The following is a 15,029-nucleotide window of genomic DNA, read 5'->3' as shown; positions in this document are numbered from 1 at the left end:
CACAGCCAGCCTCCCGGGCCGAGTAAGGGAGTGCAGTGGCGAAGGTCCGGGTATACGAGCTCGCTAAGGAGTTCGGCGTAGAGAGCAAGGTCGTCATGGCCAAGCTCCAAGAGATGGGAGAGTTCGTCCGTTCGGCGTCCTCGACCATCGAAGCGCCGGTGGTCCGCAGGCTCACCGAAGCTCTGGGCGCATCCAAGGGTGGGCCCTCCAGAGGCGGCGGTCAGCCGTCCAGCAAACCGCAGCCCCCGAGGGCTGCCCCCCGGCCGGCCGAAGGCCAGGCCGGCAACGGCGCGCAGGCGCCGTCCCCCTCACCGCGTCCGGGTCCCAAGCCCGGTCCGCGTCCGGGCCCCGCGGGCGGCGCACAGCCGCGTCCGCCGGTGCCCATGCCGCACCAGCCGCAGCAGCCCGAGGCGGCGCGCGGCGAGTCCAGCGCACCGCAGGCACGTTTCGAGAGCGGCGCGCCCGCCCGTCCCGGCCCGCGGCCGGGTCCGGCGGCCCGCCCGGGTCCCAAGCCCGGTCCCGCGCCCCGTCCCGGGCCCGGAGGCGGCGGCTCCCCGCAGGCGCCGCGTCCAGGCGGTCAGTCCGGCGGCGGCCCGCGTCCCGGTCCGGGTCCCAAGCCCGGTCCGCGTGGTCCGCGTCCCGGCAACAACCCGTTCTCTTCCAACGCCAGCGGCATGGGCCAGTCCCGTCCGCCGCGTCCGGGAGGCAACCGCGACGGCGGCGGCCCCGGCCAGCGCGAGCGCCGTGACGGCCCGCCGCGCGACGGCGCGATCCCGCGTCCGCCGCAGGGCCGTGGCGGTGGCGAGGGCAGGCCCGGCACCGCTGGCCCGCGTCCCGGTCCGCCCGCGGGCGGACCGCGTCCCGGTCCCGGTGCGGGCGGTCCCCGTCCTGGGGGTCCGCGCCCCAACCCGATGATGATGCCGCAGGGCCGTCCTGCCGGCCCCGGTGGTGGCGGCGGTGGCCGTCCCGGCGGTGGTGGCGGCGGTGGCGGCCGTCCGGGCGGCGGTGGCCGTCCCGGTGGTGGTGGCGGCGGCGGTCGTCCCGGCGGCGGTGGCGGCGGCTACGCCGGCCGTCCCGGTGGCGGCGGTGCCGGCCCGCGCACCGGCACCGGCGGTCCCGGCGGCTTCGGCGGCCGGCCTGGTGGCGGCGGTCGCGGTCGTGGCGGCGGCACCGCGGGAGCCTTCGGGCGTCCCGGCGGCCGTCCGGCGCGTGGCCGCAAGTCCAAGCGGCAGAGGCGCCAGGAGTTCGACAACATGTCGGCGCCCGCGATCGGCGGCGTGCAGGTCGCTCGCGGCAACGGCGCGACGATCCGCCTGCCGCGGGGCGCGTCGCTGTCCGACTTCGCCGACCGCATCGGCGCCAACCCCGCCTCGCTCGTGCAGATCATGCTGCACCTCGGCGAGATGGTGACGGCGACGCAGTCGGTCAACGAGGAGACGCTGCAGCTGCTCGGCGCCGAGCTCGACTACAACATCCAGGTCGTCAGCCCGGAGGAGGAGGACCGCGAGCTTCTCGAGGCCTTCGACATCGAGTTCGGCGAGGACGAGGGTGATGAGGCCGACCTGGCCGCGCGCCCGCCGGTCGTGACCGTCATGGGTCACGTCGACCACGGTAAGACGAAGCTGCTCGACGCCATCCGCAAGACCAACGTGGTGGCGCGCGAGGCGGGTGGCATCACCCAGCACATCGGCGCTTACCAGGTCTCCGCCGAGCACGAGGGTGAAGACCGCAAGATCACCTTCATCGACACCCCGGGTCACGAGGCGTTCACCGCCATGCGTGCCCGAGGCGCCAAGTCCACCGACATCGCGGTGCTGGTGGTCGCGGCCGACGACGGCGTGAAGCCGCAGACGATCGAGGCGCTCAACCACGCCCAGGCGGCCGAGGTGCCGGTCGTGGTCGCGGTCAACAAGGTCGACAAGGAGGGCGCCGACCCCAACAAGGTGCGCGCCCAGCTCACCGAATACGGCCTGGTGGCGGAGGAATACGGCGGCTCGACGCTCTTCGTCGACATCTCGGCGAAGAACGGCACGGGCATCGAGCAGCTCCTCGAGGCCATCCTGCTGACCGCGGACGCCGAGCTCGACCTGCGGGCCAACCCGTCGATGGACGCTCAGGGCATCGCGATCGAGGCGCACCTCGACCGTGGCCGTGGCCCCGTCGCGACCGTCCTGGTCCAGCGCGGCACGCTGCGGGTGGGCGACTCGATCGTGTGCGGCGAGGCCTTCGGCCGCGTCCGCGCCCTGCTCGACGACACCGGTGAGCCGGTCGAGGAGGCCACGCCGTCCCGTCCGGTCCTGGTGATGGGTCTGACGGCCGTGCCGAGCGCCGGTGACAACTTCATCGTCGTCACCGACGACCGGATGGCGCGGCAGATCGCCCAGCAGCGCGCGGCGCGCAAGCGCAGCGCCGACATGGCGAAGTCGAGCCGTCGCCGCAGCCTCGAGGACATCTTCAAGGACCTCGAGAAGGGCAGCGTCGACGAGCTCAAGCTCATCATCAAGGGCGACGTGTCCGGTTCGGTGGAGGCCCTGGAAGACGCCCTGCTCAAGATCGACGTCGGCGACGAGGTCAGGCTCCGTGTCCTGCACCGCGCGGTCGGCGCGATCACCGAGTACGACGTCAACCTGGCCGTCGCCGACGACAACGCGGTCATCATCGGCTTCAACGTCCGCCCCGAGCCCCGGGCGCGCGACCTGGCCGAGCGCGAGGGCGTCGACATCCGCTACTACTCGGTCATCTACCAGGCGATCGAGGAGATCGAAGCGGCGCTCAAGGGCATGCTCAAGCCCGAGTTCGAAGAGGCCCAGCTGGGCACCGCCGAGGTCCGCGAGATCTTCAAGGTGCCGAAGATCGGCAACATCGCCGGTTCGCTGGTCCGCTCCGGCGTGATCGTCCGCAACAGCAAGGCCAGGGTGATCCGCGATGGCGTCGTCATCGCCGACAACCTGACCGTCTCGTCCCTGCGTCGCTTCAAGGATGACGCGACCGAGGTCCGTGAGGGCTTCGAGTGCGGCATCGGGATCGGCTACAACGATCTGCGGGTCGACGACGTGATCGAGACGTTCGAGATGCGGGAGAAGCCGCGCGCGTGACGCGCGGCCGGGCGCCCGGCGGGACATCCGCCGGGCGCCTCTCGCACGCCCTGGCCTGGTCCCCACCGCAGCAGGCCGGTCGTGCGTTCACCCCACCAGGACAAGCGGTGGTTGCCAACGATGTATGTGGGTGCCTTGACCCTGGACATCCTGCTCGGCGACGTGCGCTCGCTGAAGCAGAAGCGTTCCGCCGTACGCCCGTTGATCGCCGAGGTCCAGCGCCGTTATCCCGGCGTGGCGGTGGCTGAGACCGGCCATCTCGACCTGCACCGCAGGGCGGAAATCGGCATCGCGGTGGTCTCCGCCTCAGCGGGAAACTGCAACGAGGTGCTGGACGCCTGCGAGCGGTTGGTGGCCTTCCGCCCTGAGATCGAGCTGCTGTCGGCCCGGCACCGGCTCTACACCGACGAAGATTGAACGACTGCACGGCCAGGTCGTGCGTGAGGGGGAGCGAACCATGGTGGATGCCGCACGAGCGCGCAAGCTCGCCGACCGCATCCAGCAGATCGTCGCCGAGATGCTGGAGCGCCGGATCAAGGATCCGCGCCTGGGCTTCGTCACCGTGACCGACACGCGCATCACCGCTGACCTGCGTGAGGCGACGGTGTTCTACACGGTGTTCGGCTCGGAGGCCGAGCGGGCCGACAGCGCCGCGGCCCTCGAGAGCGCCAAGGGCATCATCCGCTCCGAGGTGGGACGCCAGACCGGCGTCCGCTTCACCCCCACGCTGACGTTCAAGCACGACCCGCTGCCCGACAGCGCGCGCCAGCTCGACGATCTCATCAACGCCGCCAGGGCGCGCGACGCCGAGGTGGCGCGGCAGGCCCAGAGCGCCACCTACGCGGGCGAGGCCGACCCCTACCGCAAGCCTGAAGAGGGCCAAGACGGGGGTGCTGCTGGCAGGGACGACCTGGCGTGACGCCCGACGTACGCGACAGGGCGGAGCCGCCACGGGTCAACGGGCGGCCGCCGGACGAGTGCGCGGTCCCCGAGGCCGCGTGGAGCCGGGCGCTGCACCTGATCCGGGAGGCCGACGAGGTGGCGATGGCCTGCCACGTGACCCCCGACGGCGACGCGCTCGGCTCGATGCTGGCCGTGGCGTTCACGCTGCGTTCGATGGGCAAGCGGGTGGTGACGTCGTTCGGCGACCACCATTTCGTGGTGCCGCGGCTGCTGCGGTTCCTGCCGGGACAGGAGATGCTGGTGCCGCCGGAGGAGTTCCCCGAATCTCCCGATCTGATGATCACGTTCGACTCGTCGACGTTCCAGCGGCTGGGGCTCCTGGGCGCCAGCACCGCCAGGGCCCGTGAGGTCATCGTGGTCGACCACCACCCCTCCAACGAGGGCGAGTTCGGCACGCTCAGCCTCATCGACTCCGCGGCCGCGGCCACGGCCATGCTGGCCGAGGAGCTGATCTACCGGCTCGGCGGGCAGCTCGACCGCGACATCGCCACCTGCCTGTACGCGGGTCTCGTGACCGACACCGGATCGTTTCGCTACTCCACGACCACGCCCGCCGTGCACCACATGGCGGCCAGGCTGGTCGCCACCGGGCTGCGCACCGACGAGATCGCCCGTGAGCTGTGGGACCGTTCCCCCTTCGGCTATCTCAAGGTGCTGGCGGGGGCGCTGGAGCGGGTGACGCTGGAGGACGGGCTCGTGTGGACGTACGTGTCGCAGGTCGACCGGGCCGCGTACGGGCTGCCCTACTCCGAGCTCGAAGGCGTCATCGACATCCTGCGGCGCACCGACGAGGCCGAGGTCTCGGTGGTGCTCAAGGAGGACGACCAGGGCTACTGGCAGGTGTCCACCCGCTCCAAGGGCAATGTCGACGTGGCCGCCGTGTGCGCGGCGCTGGGCGGCGGCGGTCACCACAACGCGGCCGGCTACACCTCCCAGGACAGCGTTGAGGACACGATGGTGAAGTTCCGGCGAGAGCTGAGGAAGGCCTGATGGCCCAGAGCGGTCTGATCATCGTCGACAAGGCGGGCGGCTGGACCTCCCACGACGTGGTGGCAAAGATGCGGCGCGTCGCGGGCACCCGCCGCGTGGGGCACGCGGGCACGCTCGACCCGATGGCGACGGGCGTGCTGGTGGTCGGCGTGGAGAAGGCGACCAGGCTGCTCGGCCATCTGGCGCTGACGGAGAAGGTCTACGAAGCCACGATCAGGCTCGGCGTGAGCACCAACACCGACGACGCCGAGGGCGAGGTCACCGCCGCGGTCCCGGCCTCCGGCGTCACCGCGGCCGAGATCCACAAGGGCGTCGCGGCGCTGACGGGCGCGATCATGCAGATCCCGCCGCAGGTCAGTGCGATCAAGGTGGACGGGCAGCGGGCCTACAAGAAGGCGCGCGCGGGCGAGGCGGTCGAGCTGCAGGCCAGGCCGGTGACGGTGAGCGCGTTCGAGGTGCTGGACATCAGAGCAGGCGAGCAGGTCGTGGACGTCGACGCGGTCGTGACCTGCTCCAGCGGCACCTACATCCGCGCGCTGGCCCGCGACCTCGGGGCGGAGCTCGGCGTCGGAGGCCACCTGACGCGGTTGCGGCGCACCCGGGTGGGCCCCTACGACCTGTTGCTGGCCAGGACGGTCGAGCAGCTCGCCGAGGAGTGCGAGATTCTGCCGATCGGCGCGGCGGTCGCGGCAGCCTTCCCGCGCAGGGACGTCACCGCGGAGGAGGCACGCGTGATCGGGCACGGCGGCCGGCTGCCCGCCGCGGGGCTCGGCGCGGGCCCTATCGGCGTGTTCGGGCCGGACGGCGCGCTGCTCGCGCTCGTGGAGGAGCGGGGCGCGCTCGCCAAGCCGATCGCCGTCTTCGCGGGATGAGCGCGGTCAGCCGAATCGCCGTCTTCGTGGGGTGAGCCCGGTCAGGCGGCTCGCCGTCTTCGCGGGGCGAGCGGGGTCAGCCGGGTTTGCGGGCGACGATGATGTCACGCACGATCGCCTGGTCGACCCAGTGCTCGAAGTCGGGATAGTCCATCACGTCCAGGCCGGCGCCGGCGAGGACCTTGGCCAGCTCGGCGCGCTTGCCACCGTAGGTGTTCCAGGCGATGCCCATCGCGCCGCCGGGCCGCAGCAGCTCGGCCCAGCCGGGCACGGCCCTGCTCAGCAGCTCCATGGGGCTGCGCGACAACCCGCCGCCGCCCTTGCTGCCGTGCTGGACGCCGTAGGGGGCGTCGGTCGCCACGACGTCGAACGAGCGCGGCTTGAAGAACTCGCGGCTCTTGAGGGTGTCGGCGTTGACCACGGTCAGGCGCTGCACGTCGCCGGCCTTGAACGCCTCTTTCGACAGGCCGAACGTGATGTTGAGCCGCCGCCCGGCCAGCGCCCGCTCGCGGCGCACCGGCACGGTCTCCGCGGTGTGCTTGAGCCGCTTGTTGCGCAGCCAGGTCTTGATGAAACCGGCGTAGGCCTCGAAGTCCTTGCCGTCGACGTCGAGGCCGTAGGCGTCGTAGCCGTACATGAGGGCCTGGTTGAGGGTCGTGCCGCGGCCGCACAGCGGGTCGAACACCGCCAGCCGCTCGCCCAGCCCTTTGCTGGTGGCCAGTGCGGTGACGTTGAGCAGCAGCTTGGTGAAGTGTTCGTTGGTCTTGCCGGCGTATTTCTGGATGGTGATCAGGTCGCTGCTGAGCCGGTCGAGCGGGCGCGCGGTCAGCGGCCTGAGCAACTCTCCCTCCACGCCGAACAGGGCGTAGCAGGAGGAGAGGTTCGACAGCAGCGAGAGGTGCGGCTCCGCCAGCGGCTCCGCCGTCTCGAACGTCACGTAGGGGACACCGCCGATGACGGTCTCGTCGCCGGCCGACACCTGGCCGCCGAGGCCGCGCGCGCCGAAGACGGCCAGCTCGTTGCGGGTCAGCCGGACAGAGCTCTCGGCGTAGACCCGGTTGAAGGCAGGCAGGATCAGGAGCGCGTAACGAGGCACGAGGCCCGATCCTATCCGCTGGCGGAGGAAGGACGCCGGGACGAACCGGCGCGGTTACCAACCCCCTGGGTTGCGGAGGACCGCGACGCGCATGGCAGGCTTGGGTGCGGTTGATCCGTGACGAGCGAATGGGGCCTGGCGTGCAGGGTTCGGGAAGGCTTGTCGTCACCATCGGCGTGTTCGACGGGGTGCACCGCGGGCACCGGCGGGTGATCGAGCGCGCGGTGGCCATCGCCCGCGAGCGAGGGCTGCGGAGCGTCGCCGTCACCTTCGAGCCGCATCCCGAGGAGGTCGTGCGACCGGGGTCGCACCCGCCCCGGCTCACCAGCCTGCGGCGCAGGGGTGAGCTGCTGGCCGGGCTGGGGGTCGACGAGGTCGACGTGGTGGAGTTCACCCTCGAGCTGCAGCGGACCAGCCCCGACGACTTCGTCCAGAGCGTGGCGGCCGAGCGGCTGCGGGCCGCGGTCGTGGTCGTGGGGGAGGACTTCGTGTTCGGGCACGAAGCCAGCGGAGACGTTCAGACATTGCGGACGCTGGGCGACAAATACGATTTCGAGGTGGAGGCCGTGCCCCTGCTCGACGGCGTCTCCTCGACCGCCATCCGCGAACTGCTCGTGACCGGCGACGTCGAGGGCGCGAGAGAGCGGCTCGGGCGGCCGCACCGCGTGGAGGGCGTGGTCGTGCGGGGCTACCAGCGGGGGCGGCAACTCGGTTTCCCGACCGCCAACGTGGAGACGCCTCCGCACACCGCGATCCCGGCCGACGGGGTCTACGCCGGCTGGCTGGAGTGCGTGCCCGTCGCCAACCTGCCCGCCCTCTACGAGGGCGAGCGGTGGCCGGCGGCGATCTCGGTCGGCACCAATCCGACGTTCGAGGGCGTGCCGCGCACCGTCGAGGCGTACGCGCTCGACCGCGACGACCTGGAGCTGTACGGCGCGCACGTCGCGGTCGAGTTCGCGGCGCGGTTGCGTGGCAACACCCGCTTCGAGTCGATCGAGACGCTGATCGCCCAGATCCACGCCGACGTCGAGGCCACCCGGAGGATCACCGGCTGACCTCTGACCCGGCCTCCGCATGTCCCGCGCCGCGTGTCCCGACGACCCTGCACAAGGTGGTAACCTTGCATGTCGGCTCTGTAGCGGCGGTGCTGCGCGCTGCCCATGAAGGCCTTCACGCGGCGACTGTAGGCACGCACGGTCGTTCGCACACTCACATCAATCGTGCGTGCCCGTAGCTCAAAGGAGAGCCGTGTCCCTCGACACCGCTGCCAAGAAGTCCATCATCAGTGAATATGCGACGGTCGAGGGCGACACCGGGTCGCCCGAGGTTCAGATCGCCCTGCTGAGCAAGCGCATCAGCGAGCTCACCGAGCACCTGAAGACGCACAAGCACGACCACCACAGCCGTCGTGGCCTGCTGCTGCTCGTCGGCCGCCGCCGCCGCCTGCTGAAATACCTGCAGAAGGTCGACATCCAGCGCTACCGTTCGCTCATCGAGCGGCTCGGCCTGCGCCGATAGCATGAAAGGGAGCGGCGTCCGCGCCGCTCCCTTCGCATATGGCCGCAGCCATATGTCCGGGCGCCTGGCGTCACACGCCTCCCGCGCCCGGCGTACAACTGAAGATCCGAGACACACAGCCCCCGCGTCCGCTCAGCACCATGCGACCCGCGACGCCTGCGGGCCGGTCCTCGGTAGTGGCTTCCGGTAGGAAAGACCGGGCGCTTCGATCGAAGACCGGCGCTGCACCTAACGAGGGTGCCGGTGAGAAAAGGGCGCGGGAGACCGACCACAAGGAGGTCCCCCGTGGAGGGTGTCCACACAGCTGAAGCCGTCATAGACAACGGTTCGTTCGGCACGCGCACGATCCGGTTCGAGACCGGTCGCATCGCACGCCAGGCGGCGGGTTCCGCCGTCGCCTACCTCGACAACGACACGATGGTGCTCTCGGCCACCACCGCGTCCAAGTCGCCCAAGGAGAACTTCGACTTCTTCCCGCTCACGGTCGACGTCGAAGAGCGCATGTACGCCGCGGGCCGCATCCCCGGCTCGTTCTTCCGCCGTGAGGGCCGTCCTTCCGAGGACGCCATCCTCACCTGCCGCCTGATCGACCGGCCGCTGCGCCCGTCCTTCGTCAAGGGGCTGCGCAACGAGATCCAGGTCGTCGCCACCGTGATGGCGCTCAACCCCGACCACCTCTACGACGTGGTGGCGATCAACGCCGCGTCGTTGTCCACCCAGCTCGCCGGCCTGCCGTTCTCCGGCCCGATCGGCGGCGTGCGCGTCGCGCTGATCGACGGCCAGTGGGTGGCGTTCCCGACCCACCACGAGCTGGAGCGGGCCACGTTCGACATGGTCGTGGCGGGCCGCGTGCTCGCCGACGGCGATGTCGCGATCATGATGGTCGAGGCCGAGTCCACGAAGGACACGCTCAAGCTGGTCGCCGAGGGTGCCGTGGCGCCGACCGAGGAGACCGTCGCCCAGGGCCTCGACGCCGCCAAGCCGTTCATCAAGGTGCTCTGCGAGGCGCAGTCGCGCATCGCGCGGGTCGCGGCCAAGGAGACGGCCGAATACCCGGTCTTCCTCGACTACCAGGACGACGTCTACGACGCGGTCGAGGCCGCGGTGAAGACCGAGCTGGCCGCCGCGCTGACCATCGCCGGCAAGCAGGAGCGCGAGAACGAGCTCGACAAGGTCAAGGCGCTGGCCGCCGAGAAGCTCCTGCCCGAGTTCGAGGGGCGCGAGAAGGAGATCTCCGCCGCGTTCCGCTCGGTGATGAAGAAGCTCATGCGCGAGCGGGTCATCAAGGAGGGCGTCCGCATCGACGGCCGCGGCACCAAGGACATCCGCGCCCTGTCGGCCGAGGTGCACGTGGTGCCCCGGGTGCACGGCTCGGCGCTGTTCGAGCGCGGCGAGACGCAGATCCTGGGCATCACCACGCTCAACATGCTGCGCATGGAGCAGGTCATCGACACGCTCAACCCCGAGCGGACCAAGCGCTACATGCACAACTACAACTTCCCCCCCTACTCCACCGGCGAGACCGGCCGCGTGGGCTCGCCCAAGCGCCGCGAGATCGGCCACGGCGCGCTCGCCGAGCGGGCGCTGATCCCCGTGCTGCCCACGCGCGAGGAGTTCCCGTACGCCATCCGCCAGGTCTCCGAGGCGCTCGGCTCCAACGGCTCCACCTCGATGGGCTCGGTCTGCGCCTCCACGATGGCGCTGCTCGACGCCGGCGTGCCGCTCAAGGAGATGGTCGCGGGCATCGCGATGGGCCTGATCGGCGAGGGTGACGCCTACGTCACGCTGACCGACATCCTCGGCGCGGAAGACGCCATGGGCGACATGGACTTCAAGGTCGCCGGCACCAAGGACGTCATCACCGCGCTCCAGCTCGACACCAAGCTCGACGGCATCCCCGCCTCGGTGCTGGCCGGCGCGCTCAAGCAGGCCAAGGGCGCCCGCCTGGCGATCCTCGACGTGATGCAGGAGGCGATCGACTCCCCGGCGGAGATGAACCCGACCGCGCCGCGCATCATCACCATCAAGGTCCCGGTCGACAAGATCGGCGAGGTCATCGGCCCGAAGGGCAAGATGATCAACCAGATCCAGGACGACACGGGCGCCGAGATCACCATCGAGGACGACGGCACCATCTACATCGGCGCCACCGACGGCCCGTCCGCCGAGGCGGCCCGTTCGGCGATCAACGCCATCGCCAACCCGCACATGCCGGAGGTGGGCGAGCGTTACCTGGGCACGGTCGTCAAGATCGCGGCCTTCGGCGCGTTCATCTCGCTGATGCCCGGCAAGGACGGCCTGCTGCACGTCTCCCAGATCCGCAAGCTGCACGGCGGCAAGCGCATCGAGAACGTCGAAGACGTGATGAGCGTCGGCGAGAAGATCCAGGTGGAGATCGCCGAGATCGACGGCCGGGGCAAGCTCTCCCTGGTGCCGGTCGAGGTCATCGAGCGGGAGGCCGCCGAGAAGGAGGCGAAGGCCGACTCCGGGTCCGCCGAGGGCGGCGACGCCGCTCCTGAGCAGCCCGCGCCGGCCGCCGACGAGCGGTCCGAGCGGCCCCGCCGCACCCGCACCCGCGTGCGCAGCAGCCGTACCGAGGGGGACGACCGCAACTCGTGAGCGAGCTCAGCCAGGCAACCATCGTCAACGGCGTCGTGCTCACGAAGGAGTCTCCGTGAGCACGACCACGTTGCACCCCGGCACAGACGGTGCCGGGGTGGTGAGGCGTACCGTCCTGCCGGGCGGGCTGCGCGTGGTGACCGAGACCATGCCGACCGTGCGCAGCGTCGCGGTCGGCATGTGGGTCGGCATCGGCTCGCGTGACGAGGCACTCGAACACATGGGCGCCACCCATTTCCTCGAACACCTGCTGTTCAAGGGCACTCCCACGCGTGACGCCATGGAGATCTCCGCCTCCATCGAGGGCATCGGCGGTGAGATCAACGCCTTCACCGCCAAGGAGTACACCTGCTACTACGCGCGCGTCCTCGACGAGGATCTGCCGATCGCGGTCGACGTGCTCGCCGACGTGGTGACCAGTTCGCTGGTGGCCGAGCAGGACGTCGAGTCGGAGCGCGGGGTGATCCTCGAAGAGATCGCCATGCACGACGACGACCCGTCCGACGTGGTGCACGAGCAGTTCGCCGCCGCACTCTACGGTGATTCGGCGATCGGGCGGCCCATCCTGGGCACGGTCGAGTCGATCAACACCCTGGGACGCGACCGGATCGCCGAGTACTACCGCCTCTACTACCGGCCCCGCCGCACGGTCGTGTCCGTCGCGGGCAACGTACGCCACGAAGAGGTCGTCGAGCTGGTCACCAGGGCCTACGAGCGGGCGGGCATGCTCGACGGCCCGGCCGAGTTCGCCCCGCCGCGCACCAGCGGACCCGGGGCCGAGACCCGCTCGGGCGTCACGGTGCTGGACCGGCCGACCGAGCAGGCCAACCTGGTGCTCGGCACGACCGGCATGGCCCGCACAGACGACCGCAGGTTCGCGCTCGGCGTGCTCAACGCCGCCCTGGGCGGCGGCATGTCGTCCCGGCTCTTCCAGGAGATCAGGGAGAAGCGCGGCCTGGCCTACTCCGCCTACAGCTACACCTCGGCCTACGCCGACACCGGCCAGTTCGGCATCTACGTGGGCTGCCTGCCCTCGAAGATCGACGACGTGCTCAAGATCTGCCGCGACGAGGTGTCCAGGGTGGTGGCCGAGGGCTTGACCGCCGACGAGATCATGCGCGGCAAGGGCCAGATGCGCGGCGGTCTCGTGCTCGGGCTTGAGGACACCGGCTCGCGCATGTCGCGCATCGGCAAGAACGAGCTGGTCTACGACGAGCTGATGTCCGTGGACGAGGTGCTGGCGCGCATCGAGGGCGTCACGCCCGACGAGATCGCCGAGGTGGCCGCCGACGTGCTCAACCGGCCGCTCACGCTCGCCGTGATCGGCCCGTACGGCGACAAGGATTTCACCGACGCCATCAGCTGACCTGCCGTCGCTCCGCGCAGGCCCCGGTCCTCCGGCCGGGGCCTGCGCGCGTGACCCGGTCGGGCGGTGCGGGCCGGGACACCGGGAACGCGCCTGGGCAGGACGATAGGGTTGTCGGTGTGATCAAGGTAGGAGTGCTCGGCGCCCGCGGTCGCGTGGGCGTTGAGGTGTGCACAGCGGTCGAGGCCGCCACCGACATGGAGCTGGTGGCCGCGCTCGACAAGGACGACGCCGTCGAAGGGCTCGCGGGCGCCGAGGTGGTCGTCGACTTCACCCATCCCGACGTGGTCATGGGCAACCTCGAGTGGGCCATCGGCCATGGCGTCCACCCGGTGGTGGGCACGACCGGGTTCGACGAGGGGCGGCTGGAGACCGTACGCGGATGGCTGGCGGCATCGCCGGGCACCAACTGCCTGATCGCCCCCAACTTCGGCATCGCGGCCGTGCTCATGATGCACTTCGCCCAGCGGGCGGCCCGCTATTTCGAGTCCGTCGAGATCGTCGAACTGCACCATCCCAACAAGGCCGACGCGCCGTCCGGCACCGCACGGCGTACGGCTGAGATGGTCGCTGAGGCGCGCGCCGAGGCGGGGTCGGCCCGGATGCCCGACGCCACGACCACCGCGCTCGACGGCGCCCGTGGGGCCGACGTGGAGGGCGTCCACGTGCACGCCGTGCGCCTGTCGGGGCTGATCGCGCACCAGGAGGTGCTGCTCGGCGGCGACGGCGAGATCCTGACCATCCGGCACGACACGATGAGCAGGTCGGCGTTCACGCCTGGTGTGCTGCTCGGGGTGCGCAGGGTCCGCGAGCTGCCCGGCCTCACCGTGGGGCTCGAGCCGCTGCTCGACCTCTGACCCCGCCTCTGACCCCGCTCTTGGCCGCGCACACGACGTGCCCACCACCGGGCGGTCGTGGGCACGTCGTGAGGAGAGGGCCCCGGCTCCGCACAGCCGGGCCTACGATCACCAAGATTAATACCCGGGGCGAGGTCCGCCCGAGACATGAGATCGTGTCGTCGTGACTCCTCCGCGCCCTGAGGGGAGCGGCTTCGTGCCCCGCTTGCGCGGGAGGCGACGGCCAAGCCCTGACCGATGCCAGAAGACACAGGCTCAAGACTGCCCGGAGGTGGCGGCGATGTCCGAGGTTCTGCCCCTGCACGCGGTCCGTGGCGGTCCTCCCGCCGCCGATTCCCCATCGCCGGAGGGCGACGGTCCCCTCAGGAGGTTCTGATGGTGCGATGGGCGGATGCGGGGGAGCTGGCGGGGCTGGCCGACGTCGAGCTGGCGGCCGACGGGATCTTCGCCGAGGTGGGGATCGTCTTCCCACCCGGCACGACCGTGATCGAAGAGGTCGACGACCCCGGGAGGGTCCTGGTGGAGGGCGAGCCGCCCGAGGGGTTCGCCCTGCTGGGCCGGGTCGACGGCAACGTGCATCTCGACCAGCTGGCCGTCCACCCGCGCAGCATGCGCAGGGGCATCGGCGGGCGGCTGATGGCCGCGGTGATCGACCACGCGCGGGCCTCCGGCGCGCCGGAGGTGACGCTGACGACCTACCGCGACGTGCCGTGGAACGCGCCGTGGTACACCCGGCACGGGTTCACGGCGCTGCCCGAGCCGGAGTGGGGGCCCGAGTTGCGCGCGCTGGTGGCGCACGAACGGGAGCTCGGCCTCGAGATCGCCCCCCGGGTGGTGATGTGCCGCCGGCCGCTCTAAGGCAGGCGATGGGCGGCGAACCAGCGGGCGGCGTAGCCGACGGCGTCGGGCAGGGAGAAGAGCCGGGCAGGCGCCTGCCCGACCCGGCCGATGCGTACGACGCCCGTCCGCTCGAAGGCGGCGCCGACGACGGCGAAGTCGCTGTCGTCCAGCGCCACGTCCTCGAACGCGTACCACGTCCGGCCATCGCCGTCGTCCACCACGGTCCGGTAGGTGCGGCGCGGCGGGCGCCGGGTGTAGCGGTATTCGGCCAGGTGGAAGGCCGTGCACCTGTCGTAGCCGACGCCGAGCAGCAGCACCGTCGCGCCGGTGTCGTACAGCCTGGCCAGCGGGGAGCGCTCGCCCAGGAGACAGTCGCGGGCGTGCCCGTCGATGATCTCGCCGGCCTGCGGGCCGACGGCGGCGAAGGAGGTCTGGGGGTGGGCGCTGCGCAGTGCCTCCCGCAGCGTCCGGACGTGCTCGGGGATGCGGCCCATGGCGTCGGTGGGGGTCGTCGCCGGGTCGTAGGGCGGCATGCGCGCGCGGTACGCGGCGACCTCGTCGGGTGACATCCCGGCGATCGTGGCGCGATGGTGGGCAGAGGTGTCGGAGTTGGCGGACGTGCCGGTGGGCACCACCAGGGTCCCGCCCGGCCCGAGCGCGCCGCGCAGCGCGGAGACGACCGCGCCCGCCCCGCCCTCGACATGGCCGATGGACCGCAGAGACGAGTGCACGAGCAGGACCTGCCCGTACTCCACTCCGAGCGCCGCGAGGTCGGCGATCAACCGGTCATTGGTCACCATAAGGCGCTGATCA

The 15,029-nt window shown here is 71.2% G+C and carries 13 protein-coding genes; 11 read left to right on the top strand and 2 right to left on the bottom strand.

Going from position 1 to position 15,029, the window contains the following annotated elements; translation table 11 throughout:
• Positions 1-35 precede the first annotated feature (35 nt).
• The 5 genes from infB (at position 36) to truB (ending at position 5,920) form a co-directional block, all read left to right on the top strand.
• On the top strand, positions 36-3,095 hold the full coding sequence (gene infB, locus ACZ6SA_RS03930; protein ID WP_465826488.1) for a translation initiation factor IF-2: 3,060 nt from the start codon (positions 36-38) through the stop codon (positions 3,093-3,095).
• 120 nt (positions 3,096-3,215) lie between these two features.
• Positions 3,216-3,512, top strand: a complete 297-nt coding sequence (locus ACZ6SA_RS03925; RefSeq protein WP_347620320.1) for a DUF503 domain-containing protein — start codon at positions 3,216-3,218, stop codon at positions 3,510-3,512.
• A 40-nt stretch (positions 3,513-3,552) separates the two neighbouring features.
• Positions 3,553-4,014 (top strand): 30S ribosome-binding factor RbfA, encoded by a 462-nt coding sequence (gene rbfA, locus ACZ6SA_RS03920; protein WP_347641539.1) that lies wholly within the window; start codon positions 3,553-3,555, stop codon positions 4,012-4,014.
• Positions 4,011-5,048, top strand: coding sequence for a DHH family phosphoesterase (locus ACZ6SA_RS03915; RefSeq protein ID WP_347641540.1), 1,038 nt, complete (start codon positions 4,011-4,013; stop codon positions 5,046-5,048). The genes rbfA and ACZ6SA_RS03915 overlap by 4 nt, the downstream gene beginning before the upstream one ends.
• Entirely contained in the window at positions 5,048-5,920 is an 873-nt protein-coding gene (truB, locus tag ACZ6SA_RS03910) for a tRNA pseudouridine(55) synthase TruB (RefSeq protein WP_465826486.1), read from the top strand. The genes ACZ6SA_RS03915 and truB overlap by 1 nt, the downstream gene beginning before the upstream one ends.
• Positions 5,921-5,996: 76 nt before the next feature.
• Here the strand turns inward: truB and ACZ6SA_RS03905 are convergent, their stop codons facing one another.
• Positions 5,997-7,016, bottom strand: coding sequence for a TRM11 family SAM-dependent methyltransferase (locus ACZ6SA_RS03905; RefSeq protein ID WP_465826484.1), 1,020 nt, complete (start codon positions 7,014-7,016; stop codon positions 5,997-5,999).
• Between the two features lie 128 nt (positions 7,017-7,144).
• Here ACZ6SA_RS03905 and ACZ6SA_RS03900 point away from each other — a divergent pair, with 128 nt between their 5' ends.
• From ACZ6SA_RS03900 to ACZ6SA_RS03875, 6 genes are all read left to right on the top strand, one after another.
• A complete protein-coding gene (locus ACZ6SA_RS03900; RefSeq protein WP_465826640.1) occupies positions 7,145-8,071 on the top strand; it encodes a bifunctional riboflavin kinase/FAD synthetase in 927 nt (308 codons plus the stop codon).
• 193 nt (positions 8,072-8,264) lie between these two features.
• A complete protein-coding gene (rpsO, locus tag ACZ6SA_RS03895) occupies positions 8,265-8,534 on the top strand; it encodes a 30S ribosomal protein S15 (protein WP_111180641.1) in 270 nt (89 codons plus the stop codon).
• Positions 8,535-8,819: 285 nt separating this feature from the next.
• The gene (locus ACZ6SA_RS03890; protein WP_347641543.1) at positions 8,820-11,153 is read left to right on the top strand and encodes a polyribonucleotide nucleotidyltransferase; all 2,334 of its coding nucleotides are present in this window, start codon (positions 8,820-8,822) and stop codon (positions 11,151-11,153) included.
• 55 nt (positions 11,154-11,208) lie between these two features.
• The gene (locus ACZ6SA_RS03885) at positions 11,209-12,519 is read left to right on the top strand and encodes a M16 family metallopeptidase (protein WP_347641544.1); all 1,311 of its coding nucleotides are present in this window, start codon (positions 11,209-11,211) and stop codon (positions 12,517-12,519) included.
• Positions 12,520-12,638: 119 nt separating this feature from the next.
• Positions 12,639-13,376: a 4-hydroxy-tetrahydrodipicolinate reductase gene (gene dapB, locus ACZ6SA_RS03880; RefSeq protein WP_347641545.1), complete on the top strand. Its 738-nt coding sequence runs from the start codon at positions 12,639-12,641 to the stop codon at positions 13,374-13,376.
• Positions 13,377-13,751: 375 nt separating this feature from the next.
• Positions 13,752-14,234 carry a GNAT family N-acetyltransferase gene (locus ACZ6SA_RS03875; protein ID WP_465826482.1) on the top strand — a complete coding sequence of 161 codons (483 nt, stop codon included), beginning with the start codon at positions 13,752-13,754 and terminating at the stop codon, positions 14,232-14,234.
• On the opposite strand, the gene ACZ6SA_RS03870 is transcribed toward ACZ6SA_RS03875, so the two are convergent.
• On the bottom strand, positions 14,231-15,016 hold the full coding sequence (locus ACZ6SA_RS03870; protein ID WP_465826480.1) for an AAC(3) family N-acetyltransferase: 786 nt from the start codon (positions 15,014-15,016) through the stop codon (positions 14,231-14,233). The two genes, ACZ6SA_RS03875 and ACZ6SA_RS03870, sit on opposite strands and share 4 nt — an antisense overlap.
• Positions 15,017-15,029: the final 13 nt, after the last annotated feature.

It is taken from the genome of Nonomuraea sp. NPDC049378 (assembly GCF_055586745.1).
This window is presented reverse-complemented; position numbering and strand designations above follow the sequence as displayed.

Coding starts and splice junctions, on each gene's coding strand:
- ACZ6SA_RS03875 (WP_465826482.1), top strand. CDS start 13,752: ATGGTGCGATGGGCGGATGCGGGGGAGCTGGCGGGGCTGGCCGACGTC.
- ACZ6SA_RS03900 (WP_465826640.1), top strand. CDS start 7,145: ATGGGGCCTGGCGTGCAGGGTTCGGGAAGGCTTGTCGTCACCATCGGC.
- ACZ6SA_RS03925 (WP_347620320.1), top strand. CDS start 3,216: ATGTATGTGGGTGCCTTGACCCTGGACATCCTGCTCGGCGACGTGCGC.
- ACZ6SA_RS03870 (WP_465826480.1), bottom strand. CDS start 15,016: ATGGTGACCAATGACCGGTTGATCGCCGACCTCGCGGCGCTCGGAGTG.
- rbfA (WP_347641539.1), top strand. CDS start 3,553: ATGGTGGATGCCGCACGAGCGCGCAAGCTCGCCGACCGCATCCAGCAG.
- truB (WP_465826486.1), top strand. CDS start 5,048: ATGGCCCAGAGCGGTCTGATCATCGTCGACAAGGCGGGCGGCTGGACC.